General features: G+C 65.2%; 15 protein-coding genes. 4 read left to right on the forward strand and 11 right to left on the reverse strand.

Annotation, left to right across the window (positions count from 1 at the left end; all coding sequences use genetic code 11):
* Positions 1 to 14 precede the first annotated feature (14 nt).
* Positions 15 to 815: a hypothetical protein gene (locus ACJ7IV_RS15485; RefSeq protein WP_483865130.1), complete on the forward strand. Its 801-nt coding sequence runs from the start codon at positions 15 to 17 to the stop codon at positions 813 to 815.
* Between the two features lie 141 nt (positions 816 to 956).
* Here the strand turns inward: ACJ7IV_RS15485 and ACJ7IV_RS15490 are convergent, their stop codons facing one another.
* The 11 genes from ACJ7IV_RS15490 to ACJ7IV_RS15540 form a co-directional block, all read right to left on the reverse strand.
* Positions 957 to 3,275 carry a heavy metal translocating P-type ATPase gene (locus ACJ7IV_RS15490; protein WP_483865131.1) on the reverse strand — a complete coding sequence of 773 codons (2,319 nt, stop codon included), beginning with the start codon at positions 3,273 to 3,275 and terminating at the stop codon, positions 957 to 959.
* Positions 3,272 to 4,636 carry an APC family permease gene (locus ACJ7IV_RS15495; protein ID WP_483865132.1) on the reverse strand — a complete coding sequence of 455 codons (1,365 nt, stop codon included), beginning with the start codon at positions 4,634 to 4,636 and terminating at the stop codon, positions 3,272 to 3,274. Before ACJ7IV_RS15495 ends, ACJ7IV_RS15490 begins: the two co-directional genes overlap by 4 nt.
* Before the next feature lie 109 nt (positions 4,637 to 4,745).
* Positions 4,746 to 5,180, reverse strand: coding sequence for a hypothetical protein (locus ACJ7IV_RS15500; protein ID WP_483865133.1), 435 nt, complete (start codon positions 5,178 to 5,180; stop codon positions 4,746 to 4,748).
* An 87-nt stretch (positions 5,181 to 5,267) separates the two neighbouring features.
* Entirely contained in the window at positions 5,268 to 5,606 is a 339-nt protein-coding gene (locus tag ACJ7IV_RS15505; protein ID WP_483865134.1) for a cation transporter, read from the reverse strand.
* A 30-nt stretch (positions 5,607 to 5,636) separates the two neighbouring features.
* Complete coding sequence (locus tag ACJ7IV_RS15510) at positions 5,637 to 5,834, reverse strand: DUF2933 domain-containing protein (RefSeq protein WP_483865135.1); 198 nt, start codon at positions 5,832 to 5,834, stop codon at positions 5,637 to 5,639.
* A 45-nt stretch (positions 5,835 to 5,879) separates the two neighbouring features.
* Positions 5,880 to 6,701, reverse strand: a complete 822-nt coding sequence (gene lgt / locus ACJ7IV_RS15515; RefSeq protein WP_483865136.1) for a prolipoprotein diacylglyceryl transferase — start codon at positions 6,699 to 6,701, stop codon at positions 5,880 to 5,882.
* A gap of 200 nt (positions 6,702 to 6,901) precedes the next feature.
* Complete coding sequence (locus tag ACJ7IV_RS15520; protein WP_483866603.1) at positions 6,902 to 7,654, reverse strand: copper resistance protein B; 753 nt, start codon at positions 7,652 to 7,654, stop codon at positions 6,902 to 6,904.
* A 27-nt stretch (positions 7,655 to 7,681) separates the two neighbouring features.
* The gene (locus ACJ7IV_RS15525) at positions 7,682 to 9,451 is read right to left on the reverse strand and encodes a copper resistance system multicopper oxidase (protein ID WP_483865137.1); all 1,770 of its coding nucleotides are present in this window, start codon (positions 9,449 to 9,451) and stop codon (positions 7,682 to 7,684) included.
* A gap of 71 nt (positions 9,452 to 9,522) precedes the next feature.
* Entirely contained in the window at positions 9,523 to 10,854 is a 1,332-nt protein-coding gene (locus ACJ7IV_RS15530; protein WP_483865138.1) for a sensor histidine kinase, read from the reverse strand.
* On the reverse strand, positions 10,835 to 11,500 hold the full coding sequence (locus ACJ7IV_RS15535) for a response regulator transcription factor (protein ID WP_483865139.1): 666 nt from the start codon (positions 11,498 to 11,500) through the stop codon (positions 10,835 to 10,837). The genes ACJ7IV_RS15530 and ACJ7IV_RS15535 overlap by 20 nt, the downstream gene beginning before the upstream one ends.
* A gap of 8 nt (positions 11,501 to 11,508) precedes the next feature.
* Positions 11,509 to 12,009: a cupredoxin domain-containing protein gene (locus ACJ7IV_RS15540; protein ID WP_483865140.1), complete on the reverse strand. Its 501-nt coding sequence runs from the start codon at positions 12,007 to 12,009 to the stop codon at positions 11,509 to 11,511.
* 208 nt (positions 12,010 to 12,217) lie between these two features.
* Here ACJ7IV_RS15540 and ACJ7IV_RS15545 point away from each other — a divergent pair, with 208 nt between their 5' ends.
* From ACJ7IV_RS15545 to ACJ7IV_RS15555, 3 genes are all read left to right on the forward strand, one after another.
* A complete protein-coding gene (locus ACJ7IV_RS15545) occupies positions 12,218 to 12,520 on the forward strand; it encodes a hypothetical protein (protein WP_152478298.1) in 303 nt (100 codons plus the stop codon).
* 73 nt (positions 12,521 to 12,593) lie between these two features.
* A complete protein-coding gene (locus tag ACJ7IV_RS15550) occupies positions 12,594 to 12,746 on the forward strand; it encodes a hypothetical protein (protein WP_172977657.1) in 153 nt (50 codons plus the stop codon).
* Entirely contained in the window at positions 12,743 to 13,183 is a 441-nt protein-coding gene (locus ACJ7IV_RS15555; protein ID WP_483865141.1) for a DUF411 domain-containing protein, read from the forward strand. The genes ACJ7IV_RS15550 and ACJ7IV_RS15555 overlap by 4 nt, the downstream gene beginning before the upstream one ends.
* The last annotated feature ends 117 nt before the right edge of the window (positions 13,184 to 13,300 follow it).

The raw sequence follows: 13,300 nt of genomic DNA on the forward strand, positions 1-13,300 counted from the left end.
TCAGGGAGTCCACGATGTACAACACTGATCTACCTACCCGTGCCGAGCTGCCCTCGACCGGCAAGCTGATCCGTTCCACCCTGGTGGCCGCCGTGGTGGCCGCCGCCTTGCTGGTGACCGTGGTGCTGCCCGCGGAGTACGCCATCGACCCCACCGGCGCCGGGCGCTTGCTGGGCCTCACCGAGATGGGGGAAATCAAGCAGCAGCTGGCTGAGGAGGCCGAACTCGACCGGGAAGCCTCACAGGCCGCCGCGGACGAGGCGTCGCCGGTCGTCACAGAGCCGGCGCCCCAGGCCGTGGCAGAGCGCCAAGCCACCGACGACACCTCGCCCGAGGTAACCCCAGAGCAATCGGCGACCGCCTCAACCTCAAGCGGCGAGGCTGACCCGGTGGCCGCTTCAGCACCCGCCCAGGAGGAGCCGCAACCCGAGGCCAGCCAGGCGGTGGCTGACGCCTCCTCGTCCCAGGAAGAGGCCTCGGAAGCTCCCGAGGCAGCGGCCACCTGGCGTGATGAGGTGAGCTTCACCCTGACCCCGGGCGAAGGCACCGAGTACAAGCTGACCATGGAAGAGGGCGCCGTCGCGACGTTCGCCTGGTCGTCCGACGGCGGACCGATCAACTTCGACACCCACGGTGACGGCAACGGCAACTCGATCAGCTACGAGAAGGGCCGTGGCGTGCCCGAGGACGAAGGGGAACTGGAAGCGGCCTTCACCGGCAACCACGGCTGGTTCTTCCGCAACCGCAACGACACCGAGGTGACCGTGGTGCTGCGCATCGGCGGTGACTACGGGGAGCTGAAGCGCATGATGTGAGACCGGGCATCGCCCATGTCGCCTCGGCCGCCAGGCCGGGGCGACGCTTTTCCTGCCGGTGCTTACCGCACCAAAACGAGCTCTTTACCGAAAGTACGCCTCTACCCTTGCAGTCAGTAGTCGATCCGACTCTCTGGTTTGTCAGTCTAATGATTTCAACTTCACCAGCCTAAGGCGCAGCGCATTGGCGATCACGCTCACCGATGAGAGCGACATCGCCGCGGCGGCGATGATCGGCGACAGCAGTATGCCGGTGAAGGGATAGAGGATGCCCGCGGCAATCGGCACTCCCGCGGCGTTGTAGACAAAGGCAAAGAACAGGTTCTGGCGGATGTTGCGCATGGTGGCCCGCGACAGCCGATGCGCCTCGACGATACCGGTCAGGTCACCGCGCAGCAGGGTTACGCCGGCGCTCTCGATGGCCACGTCGGTGCCGGTGCCCATGGCGATGCCGACGTCGGCGGTGGCCAGGGCGGGGGCGTCGTTGACGCCGTCGCCGGCCATAACCACCACGCGCCCCTCGTCACGCAGCTGCTGGACCACGCGCCCCTTATCCTCGGGGAGCACCTCGGCCTCCACCTCGTCGATGCCCAGGCGGCGCGCCACTGCCTCGGCGGAGGTGCGGTTGTCGCCGGTGAGCATGACGACCCGTATGCCGTCCGCCTGCAGGGCGCGGATGGCCTCCTCGGTAGTCTCCTTGACTGGGTCGGCGATCGCCAGCAGACCCGCCAGGCGCCCGTCCACCGCGGCGAAGATCACGGTGGCGCCATCGCCGCGCAGCCGCTCGGCCTCGTCTTCCTGCTCGGCCAGGGCCACGCTCTCACTCTCCATCAGCAGGCGATTGCCGAGCGCCACACGATGACCGTCGATGCGCCCCGTCACCCCCTTGCCGTTGGGCGAATCGAAGTCCGTGGCCTCCGAGAGCGTCACGCCATCTTCCTTGGCCCTTTCCACGATGGCCTGGGCGAGGGGGTGTTCGCTGCCGCGCTCCAGTCCCGCGGCAAGCCGCAGCAGCTCTTGCTTATCGAAGCCCTCGGCCGGCCGCAGTTCGGTCACCTGCGGCTTGCCCTCGGTCAGTGTGCCGGTCTTGTCGACCACCACGGTGTCGACCTTCTCCAGGCGCTCCAAGGCCTCGGCGTCGCGGATCAATACACCGGCCTGGGCCCCACGACCCACGCCGACCATGATCGACATGGGGGTGGCCAGCCCCAGGGCACAGGGACAGGCGATGATCAGCACGCTGACGGCGGCGATCAGCCCGAAGGCCATGGGCGGCGCGGGTCCCCACAGCGACCAGGCGATGAAGGCCACCACGGCCACCAGGATCACCGCCGGCACGAAGACGCCGGCCACCCTGTCGGCCAGCCCCTGGATGGGCGCCCGGCTGCGCTGGGCGCTGGCCACCATCTGCACGATCTGCGACAGCATGGTGTCGCGGCCCACCTTGTCGGCGCGCATGATGAACGAGCCCTGGCCGTTGATGCTGCCACCGATCACGTTATCGCCGGCCTCCTTGCGCACCGCCAGCGGCTCGCCGGTGACCATCGACTCGTCGATGTTGGAGCGCCCCTCCAGCACCTCGCCATCCAGCGGCACCTTGTCGCCGGGGCGCACGCGCAGGCGATCACCCACCTGGACCTGGTCCAGGGAGACCTCCTCCTCCTGGCCGTCGTCGTCCAGGCGGCGTGCGGTGGCCGGCGCCAGGTCGAGCAGGGCGCGGATCGCCCCGGAGGTCTTCTCCCGGGCACGCAGCTCCAGCACCTGTCCGAGCAGCACCAGCGCCACGATCACCGCCGCCGCCTCGAAGTAGACCGCCACCGAGCCATCGGCCTGGCGGAAGGTCGCGGGGAAGATGCCCGGCACGATCGTCGCCAGCAGGCTGTAGATCAGCGCCGCCCCGGTGCCGATGGCGATCAGGGTGAACATGTTGAGGCTGCGCCGCACGATGGAACGCCAGCCGCGCACGAAGAAGGGCGCGCCTGCCCAGATCACCACGGGGGTGGCCAGCAGCAGCTGGATCCAGTTCGAGACCTGGGGGGCGATCAGGTGGTCGAGGCCGAACACATGGCCACCCATCTCCAGTACCAGCACCGGCAGCGCCAGGACCAGCCCGATCCAGAAGCGCCGGGTCATGTCCTTGAGTTCCTCGGAAGGCCCACTATCGGCGGTGACCGTCTCGGGCTCCAGGGCCATGCCGCAGATCGGGCAGTCCCCCGGCCCCTCCTGGCGGATCTCGGGGTGCATCGGGCAGGTGTAGATCGTGCCGGGCGGCGCTGGCTCGGCCGGTGTGTCGTCGCACTGCAGGTAGGCGTCAGGGTCCCGCTTGAACTTCTGCTGGCACCTGGCTGAGCAGAAGTACCAGGTCTTTCCAGCGTGTGAGGCGCGGTGGTCGGTATGGTGAGGATCGACCGTCATCCCGCAGACGGGGTCCGTGACCTCATGGGTGTGGTCCTGTGTCATGCTCCATCCTCCCTGCTGTGGCTGCCACTCGCGTCATGCGAATGAGCATGGTGGTCGGCGTCCTGCTCGGATCGCCGGGAAAGAAAGGCGTATTCCGCCACCAGGATGACGGCCATCGCGGCGGCGGCAACGTAGAGCACCAGCGGGTCGGTGGTGGCCTTGACCCAGAGGAAGCCTGCCAGCACCACCAGGTCGAGGGCGATCGCGGTCAGCAGGATGGCCGGGCGGGCCGCCACCGCATCGCGTAGATGCCGCAACACCCCCCAGTGAATGGCGATATCCATCACCAGATAGAAGATGATGCCGAGTGCCGCGATGCGGCTCAGGTCGAAGAACGCCGTCAGCAGCAGGCCGAGCACGATGGTATAGACCAAGGTGTGCTTCTGGATGCTGCCGGGCATATGGAAATGGCGATGGGGCACCAGCTTCATCTCGGTCAGCATCGCCAGCATCCGCGACACCGCGAACACGCTAGCGATGATGCCGCCTGCCGTGGCCAGCATGGCGAGCAGGACGGTGAACCAGACGGCGGCCTCGCCCAGGGCGGGCCGTGCGGCCGCGGCCAGTGAGTAGTCCTGCGTCGCGATGATCTCCGTCAGCGACAGATTGCTGGCGACGGCGAGGCCCACCAGCGCATAGATCACCACGCACAGGGCGATCGAGACGATGATGGCCCGGCCGACGTTACGGTGCGGATCGCGAATCTCGGCGCCGCTGTTGGTGATGGTAGTGAACCCCTTGAAGGCGAGGATGCCGAGCGCGGTGGCCCCAAGGAACCCGGACCCGCTGGGTGCCGGTGCCTCGGTGGTCGCCTGGATGCCGATGGTGTCGGCCACCAGCACGCCCACCACGCCGAACAGGATGATGCCCCCGATCTTGATGACCCCCAGTACCGACGCGACCCCCTGGATCAGCTTGTTGGCGGAGAGGTTGATCAGGAAGGCCGCGATCAGCAGGCCGACACCCAGTGACGGCACCAGCAGCGACCGGTTACCACCATCGAACAGCTCCAGGGTGTAGGAACCGAAGGTTCTCGCCAGGAAGCTCTGGGCGATCACCATGGAGAAGTACATCAGCAGCGCATGGAAGGCCGTGGGCAGGGTGGGCCCATAGGCCTTGTGAAGGTACATGCCGATGCCGCCGGCCGACGGGTAGGCATTGGACATCTTGACGTAGGAGTAGGCGCTGAAACTGACGATCATGGCCGCCGAGAGGAAGGCCAGGGGAAACAGCTCGCCGGTCATCTCGGCCATCTGTCCGGTCAGCGCGAAGATCCCGGCACCGATCATCACGCCGGTTCCCAGGGCGATGGCCCCGACGAGGGAGAGGCTGTTCTTCTGGTACTGAGGCGACCTGTCCATGCATCTCCTTGCGTGTCGATATGGGCGAGTGAGGCATCGAACTGCCAGGCGTGCTGTGCCAGGGGCAACCGGTTTTGCTTTACCCTAGAACCATTGTGTTACCCAAGGGTCAATGTCCACGTGTTTGGAGGGCCGCAGTACCGGCGAGGTGGCGTGAAGCGATCCACAGGAAGAGCGGCGGGAGCAGCAGCCACTGCAGCAGTGGGGTGAGGCCGGTACCCAGCCATGGCAGGGTGGGCATCACCGGCGCGTAGCTCCAGCGCTGGGCGATGGCGGTGGCGTGCCACTCCAGGCCTACCGTGATGATCAGTCCTGCCAGTACGAAGGCGGCGCACTCCTTGAGCCCATAGCGCCACAGCCAGCCACGGCGGCGTCGCCATAGAGCCACCACCCAGTAGGCGACCAGCCCGATCAGCGCATCACCGGCCGCTGCCTGCATGCACGCCTTCACTGCGGTCCAGTGCGGCATCGAGGGCATGTCCTGGTATAGGGGCACCTGCAGGAACTCCCAGGGCACGTTGAGCAGGAACGTGAACAGGGCCACATGCCATTCTGGCCACAGGAGCCATCGCCCAGGCGGTCGGTCAGGCGTCATGCCGCGCTCTGTGGCAATGACACGCCAGCCCCGAGCTCAATGACAGCTCCAGGGTTTCTGCTTGGCATTGTCCTTCACGTTCTGGTCGATGAAGCGGTAGTAGTCCTCCTTGATCCGGTTCCAACGTCCGGCGCCGATGTCTACGCCATGCCGTGCCAATACCGCCTCGATATCGTCGATACACAGCCGCTTGGCATCGTAGGCCAGGTGGAGCTTGCGGTGCTGCGGATCGTAGGTCACTCCGTCGAGGCCGGACAGCGCGTCGATCTCGGTCACTGCCGCCGCGATATGCCCTGACGCTTCGGACGTTACCTTAAGCGAGCGAGTGACCAGGGACGCTTGTGAAACGCCGGGGCGATGGTCGTGATGTGACATGGTCAACCTCCCTTCTCTGCTTGCGGATAGTCAGTCATCGTCGCCACGATCCTGCTGGCCACCGTTGTGGCGATGGAGGAAGAGATGCATCAGCGGGCAAGCGAGTAGCAGCAGCGCCTGGTAAAGATGTAATCGCTGGCCGGTCACCAGCAGGTAGCCGCCCACGGCGAGGATGCCCGCCAGCGGCAGCCAGACCATCATCAGGCGGCATTGTGCTCTCTTCTCCATGGCGACCTCCCGGTGGGTTGGGGTGTGAGGGGAATCGTATCGGCGTCACGTCGATGGTCGACTTTCTCCGGCCACCGCGTCCAGCGGGTCTCGGCGCTGGGCTGCGAGCAGCAGGAGCAGTCCTGCCGCCATCATCGGCAGGGACAGCAACTGCCCCATGGTGAGCCAGTCGTAGGCGATGAAGCCCAATTGGGGGTCGGGCAGGCGCACGAACTCGACCGCGAAGCGAAAGACGCCGTAGAGCATCATGAAGAGTCCCGAGACGATGCCGCGTCGGCGCGGTCGGGTGGAGACCCACCACAGCACGACGAACAGCACCACGCCCTCCAGGGCAAACTCGTAGAGAGCGGACGGATGACGGGGCGCCGAACCCAGCCCCATCATGGACGGGAAGACCATCGCCCAGGGGACGTCGCTCACGCGCCCGGGTAGCTCGTGGTTGATGAAGTTGCCCAGTCGCCCGGCCGCCATGCCGATCGGTACCAGCGGCGCGATGAAGTCGGTCAGCTGCAGGAAGGCGAGGCGATGGCGGCGAGCAAACCACCAGGCGGCGACCAGCACGCCGGCAAGGCCACCATGAAAGCTCATGCCGCCTTCCCAGAGCCTGAACAGCCACAGTGGATCGGCTGATAGCTGATCGAGACCGTAGAAGAGCACGTACCCCAGTCGACCGCCGAGGATGATCCCCAGCGCGCCGTAGAAGATCAGGTCGCCGATATCGTCATGGGTGAGGCCTAGCCGGTGGGCGCGCCGCCTACCCAGCCACCATGCCGCGGCTAATCCCACCACGTACATCAGCCCATACCAGTGGATGCGCAGGGGGCCGACCGCAAGTGCCACCGGGTCGATCTGAGGATAGGGGATCATGCAACGCTCCTGAGGTGACTTACCGTCCATCGTCGATCGCGCGGCGATGGCTCCTTTGGCTCTCAGTGTGGCGGCGCTGTCTGAATCCAGGCTGAATGTGCTGCCAGAGGCGATTGATCCTGGGCAATCCATGTGACGATCGTCAGAGACGACGACGCCACCGCCCGGTGGCGTCGATAGCACGTTGGGCCAGCGGCGGGTCAGAACATCAGCCTGACGCCAGCGACGACGCCGGTATCTTCGGTGGGGTCGCCATGGTGGCGGGCGATGTCGGCGGTATCGCCGTATTGTTTCTGCCAGTAGGCGCCGACATAGGGCGCGAAACGGCGTGTTACCTCGTAGCCCAGGCGCATGCCGACGCGGACCGAGTTGAGCCCCTCGCCGACACCGAATGTCTCGGCCTCGCTGGCGGCCACGGCGATCTCGGTACGCGGCTGCAGGTAAAGCCGCTGAGTCAGACGCAGGTCGTATTCGCCCTCCAGGCTCGCCGAGACGTCACCCTCGTCGCTGACCTGCAGCGCCAGGTCGGTCTCGATGCCGTATGGCATCACCCCCTGCAGGCCGATCACCCCGTAGCCGCGCTCGGCGTGGTCATCGGAGAAGACGCCGCCCTGGTAGCCGACACCGCCCTGCAGCTCCCAGAAGTCGGCGATCAGCCGGCTGTAGAGCAGCTCCAGGGATTCGAACTCGGCATCCTTGCCATCGCCCTGGACGTTCTCGCCCTCGGACTTCAGGTAGACCCGGTTGACGTCGCCGCCGTACCAGGCCTGGAAGTCCCAGGCCAGCTCCTCGTGACCCTTGTCGGGCACGGCATATTCAAGCCGGTCGAACAGCGCCATGGCCATGTTGTGTTCGGTCATTGGGGCGGGCCAGTCCGCCGGGGCATCGTAGCCGTCCTCGGCCTGGACGACGGAGAGCGGCGTCGTGGCCAGCAGGGCACCGGCGGCGATCATCGGGATTCTGGTATTCATGCCTTCTCCTTACGAGACCTTGACGACCCGGAACATGCCGGCATCCATGTGATAGAGCAGGTGGCAGTGGAAGGCCCAGCTGCCCTCGGCGTCGGCGGTGATCAGCGCCGAGACGCGCTCGCCGGGCTTGATGTTCAGGGTGTGCTTGCGCGGTATCAGCTCACCCTGGCCGTTCTCCAGCTCCATCCACATGCCGTGAAGGTGGATGGGGTGCTCCATCATCGTCTCGTTGACCAGGATCAGGCGCAGGCGCTCGTCCTTCTCGAAGTGGATGGGGCCGGTCATCTCGCTGAACTTCTTGCCGTCGAAGGACCACATGTAGCGTTCCATGTTGCCGGTCAGGCGCAGCTCCAGCTCGCGGCCCGGAGGGCGACGATCCGGCCAGGGGGTGAAGGCCTTGAGGTCGCGGTAGACCAGGGTGCGACGCGCGTCAGGGTCTATGCCGATTCCGGCCTGGCCATAGCGAGAGCCTGGCTGGGCCTTGCCGGGGGCGAGCATGCCCGCCGCGTTGCTAGCACCCGGCTGCATATCGGAATGGTCCATGCCCTCCATCTCGGCATGATCCATGCTCCCCATGTCATCAGCGTCGTTCATGTCCTCCATGCCTGCGTGATCCATGTCCCCCATGTCATGGGCGCCCATGGCCTCCATGCCGCGGTCGGCGATCCTGCGCCGCTCGGGAATCTCGGCCGCCATGTCCTCGCGCGGCGCCAGGGTGGCACGCGCATAGCCGCTGCGATCCATCGACTCGGCGAAGATCGTGTAAGCAGTGTCGTCCTCGGGGGCGACCAGCACGTCGTAGGTCTCGGCTACCGCGATGCGGAATTCGTCGACCGGCACCGGCTGCACCGGCTGGCCGTCGGCTGCCACCACGGTCATCTTCAGGCCGGGGATGCGTACGTCGAAGTAGCTCATCGCCGAGCCGTTGATCACCCGCAGGCGGATCCGCTCGCCGGCCTTGAACAGCGCCGTCCAGTTCTCCTCGGGGGAATGGCCATTGAGCAGGTAGGTGTAGGTGCTGCCGGTGACGTCGGCGATGTCGCGGGAGCTCATGCGCATCTTCTCCCACATGCCGCGCATCTCCGCCGTCGCCGCGAAGCCCTTATCGCGTACGTCGGCGAAGAAGTCAGCGATGGTGCGCTCCTGGAAGTTGTAGTATCCCTCGGCGGTCTTGAGGTTGCGGAACACCGTCATGGGATCCTCGAAGGTCCAGTCGGTGAGCAGCAGCACGTGCTCGCGGTCGTAGCGGAAGGGCTCGCGCTCGGCGGCATCGATGATCAGCGGACCGGCATGGCCGAGCTGCTCCTGCAGCCCGGAATGGCTGTGGTACCAGTAGGTGCCGTTCTGGCGCACCGGGAAACGGTAGGTGAAGGTCTCGCCGGGGGCGATACCTGGGAAGCTCACCCCGGGGACGCCATCCTGGTCGGGCGGCAGGATCAGGCCATGCCAGTGGATGGAGGTCGGCTCGTCGAGCAGGTTGGTCACCTTGAGCACGGCATTCTGGCCCTCCTTGAGCCGAATCATCGGCCCGGGGCTCTCGCCGTTGATGGTGAACGGCCGCGCCGCCTGGCCATCGATGTCAAGCGACTCGCGACGGATGGCCAGGGCAACTTCCGGGCCTTCCTCGACCCCCTTGGCGTAAACGTTGGTCTCCCCCCATGGGTCGGCCCAGGCCGGGCGCAGGCCAAGGGCGGCTGCCGAGCCGATGCCCAGGGCGGCCCCGCCCTTGAGCAGCCGCCGGCGCGACAGCGGATGCGTGATGACGCTGGAACGTGCCATCTGTGACTCCCGTCGATGTCTGAAGGCGATATCATGACGGGACAAGCTGAATCGGGGCTGAAAAGGCCGGGTTACAAAGCGTCCTGCGCGAAGGGCACGTGAATCTCCACATGCAGACCGCCCAGTGTGCTATGTCCGAAGCGGACCTTCCCGGCATAGCGCCTCAAGAGCTGGCTCAGGATCGACAGGCCCAATCCATAGCCGGGATGCGACTCGTCCAGGCGCCAACCGCGCTCACCGAGACGAGAGAGGTCATCATCTGCTACCCCGGGACCGTCATCCTCGACCCGCAGGCTGAGGCTGCCCTCCAGGGCAATCTCGCAGTGAACCTCCTTCGTCGCCCATTTGCCGGCGTTGTCCAGCACGATACCGATCATCTCCGAGAGGTCCTGGGACTCGACGGGAATGCGCTGTCCCGTGCACTCGGGCATCTTCAGGATGAAGCGCTTGTTCGGGTAAAGGGTCCGGAACATGTCGACCAGTCGGCTGGCGTCGCGACACGGATCAGCGAGGCGACCTGCATTGGGACCCGCGATGCGCGAGCGTCTGAGCTCAACATCGAGCTGGGCATGAATCTCCTCCAGGCGCTCCACCAGACGTTGGCGACGCGACTCATCGATGGGGCGAGAACCGCGCAGTACCTGAATGACCGCGGCCAGGGGCGTCTTCAGCGCGTGAGAGAGGTTGGCGACCGACTCCCGGGAGCGCTGCAGGCGGCCATCGATCTCGTCCATGAAGCGGTTGAGCTGCCCGACCAGGCTGTCGAGCTCGGAGGGGACGTCCAGAGAGAGGCGATCGCGCTTGCCGGCCTGCAACTCACCGAGCTGGTCGCGCAGCCGCGATAGCGGCACCATGCCCCGGCTGACGGCCAGCAGGTTGAGTACCACCAGCAGCAGCAGCAGGCTGGCGGCGATGCCGCCGACCCACCAGTGCAGACGATGAAGGCCCGCCTCCACCTGGGAGAAATCCTCCCCGATCAGCAGCACCCCGGGTTGATTGTCGAGGGTGAAGGGCTGGCGAAAGACCAGCAGGTGCTGACCCGCCTCACGCACCTCGGCCAGCGACTCGTCACTATCCAGCAGTGACAACAGCGCCTCCTGCCAGCGTGGATGAGAAGCCGAGACCTCATCGCCAAGGCGCAGCACATAGAGGTGATGGAAAATCTCGAAACCGCGGCTGGCGGAATCCAGGACCCTGGCGGTGGCCAGGTGGTCGCGTCGAAGTTGCTCGATGGCGTGATCGGCCTCGCGTTCGAGCCTTTCCCCCAGGAAGTCCCGCGCCAGGTCGTTGAGCAGGATGCCGTGCAACAGCCAGGTCAACCCGGTGACCAGCAGGGCGATACCCGACAGCCAGGCCAGCAACCGGATACGCAGGCTGCGACGATCAATCCGCAACGAAGACATAGCCCTGGCCGCGACGGGTCTGGATACTCGATTTGCCCAGGTGACGACGCAGCCGCGCGATATAGACCTCGATGATATTGGGGGCCGCGGCGTCCTGCTCCAGGGCGTAGAGCTGGTTGAGGAGGTGCTCCTTGGAGAGCACGCGCCCCGGATGATGCATGAAGTAGCGCAGCAGCACGAACTCGGTGCCTGTCAGCGGGTGCCAGGGGCCATCGGCCACACGGACGCACTGGTTGGCCTCGTCCAGGGACACGCCCCCCAGTGTCAGCTCACCGGAGAGTCGCCCCGACTGGCGGCGCAGCAGCGCCTTTACCCGGGCGATAAGCTCGGCTTCGTGGAAGGGCTTGGTCAGGTAGTCGTCTGCGCCGCCTTCGAGCCCGACGACCTTGTCTTCCCAGGCGTCCCGAGCCGTCAGGATCAGCACCGGCAGGTCGCGACCCGACTGGCGCCACCGCTTGAGCAGGTCGAGACCCGAGCCATCGGGAAGGCCCAGGTCCATGATCGCCAGCGCGTAGGTTTCGGTCGTCGTAAGTGCCTCGGCGTCTCTCAGGGACGTGGCTAGGTCGATCCGGTAACCGTTGTCCTTGAGGGATTCGGCGAGGCTCTCGGCCAGCAAGTCGTCATCTTCGAGTAGCAAGAGCTTCATGCGTCGGCTCACTTGCCTAGCTGGATCTCCCCGGCCATGCCGGATTCGTAGTGCCCAGAGATATTACAGGCATAGACGAGCGACTCCACGTCAGCGGGGGCGGTCCACACCAGCTCTGCGGTGTCGCCGGGGGCGATGGTCACCGCCGGCATCTCGCCGCCATGGGCACCTTCCGCCATGTCATGGCCGCCATGGCCGTCGTGGCCGTCACCATGACCACTGTCTCCCATAGCCTGCATCATCTCGCGGTGCGCTTCCTGGGCTGCGGCATCGCCGATCACGAATTCGTGCTTCAGGTTGCCGGTGTTGACTACCTTGAAGCGCACAGTCTCTCCGGCGGAGATGCTGAGTTCCTCGGGATCGAACCACATGTCGCCCGCCTCGACCTGAATGGTGCGGTCGACCTCGGCATCAGGCGTGGTGGAGTGGGAGCCACCATGTTCACCGGCAGCAAGGGCGGAAGTGGCGGCCAGGCCAAGGGTGATGGCCAGCAGTGACTTACGCATCATAGAACCTCTTTGATCGTATCAGTGGAGCCTTGGTTATACTGCAGCAACCTGAAATGAGACTGAACTCGAAACCCCTTGACCCTTGTGTTACACGTAGGTTGTAGCATCCAAGGCTCTGATAAAGACCATGCCGAATCCCTTGTCCTGGATCATGTTGGACAACACGGCCACCGAGGCAGAATGGGGACTCGACCATGAGGATGACCGAATGACCTGCAATGTTCGCTGCCTGCTGCACCTCCGAGGAGTACGCCTGTTGGCGCTGCTGCTCGCGGCTCTGCTGCTGGTCGCCAGCCTGCCCGGTCATGCGTCTATGGATGACTGCGCCGTCGACTGCGGTACCTCCCAGGTCGAGATGCTCGATCACGCCAACGCCGATTGCGGCGCCTGTGCGGCATTGACCGCCACGCCGACTGTCCCCCGCGTCCCTCCAGACGCTCTTGCCGACCTGGCCGACCCGGCCGTGGTTGAGTTCATCGCTGCACCACCCCGAGAACCTCCCAGATCCTGACGTCGCTCGACTTCCCGGTAACGACATATTGGCTCGTTATCGGTGCTCCCTAACTTTCGTCAGGAGTCACATCATGTACGCCAACGATTGCTTTGCCCTGATGGGTTCAATGGGCTGGATGGGCTGGCTGATGCCTCTGAGTGTCATGCTTCTGCTCGGCCTCGGCATCGCTACTCTCGTCAAGTATCTCTTCACGTCTCGTCGTTCCCGGGAGGATCGCTCATGAAACGCCTTGTCCCCACTCTGCTTGCCTCCTCTGCACTGCTGATCGGTGCCGGCACCGCCCAGGCGGCCTTGCCCAATGCGGCGACGCTCTACAAGAACCCCCAGTGCGGCTGCTGCGATGAATATGCCCGCCAACTCGAAGCGCTTGGCGTCGGGGTCACTATCGTCGACGACGTGCCGGTCGGCCAGGTCAAGGAACGTGCCAGACTTCCCTACGGTCTGGGCTCCTGCCACACCATCGAAATGGGTGAGTACATCATCGAGGGTCACGTGCCCTTTGAGGCCGTAGAGAAACTCTTCGAGGAGTACCCCGATACCGACGGCATCGGCCTGGCGGGCATGCCCATCGGCACCCCGGGTATGCCTGGACCCAAGCAGGATGACTGGAATGTCTACCAGTTTCGCGCTGGAGAAGCCCAGCCATACATGACGCTGTAACGTCTTTAGGTAATGGTAATTGCCCGGGTGATGTCTCACCCGGGCAGAAACTCATTGTGAACTGGTCTAATTGGAGCGGACACCCCGGTAAGCCTCATACTGGAGGCATTGGAGGTG

Source organism: Halomonas sp. C10-5 (assembly GCF_057169305.1).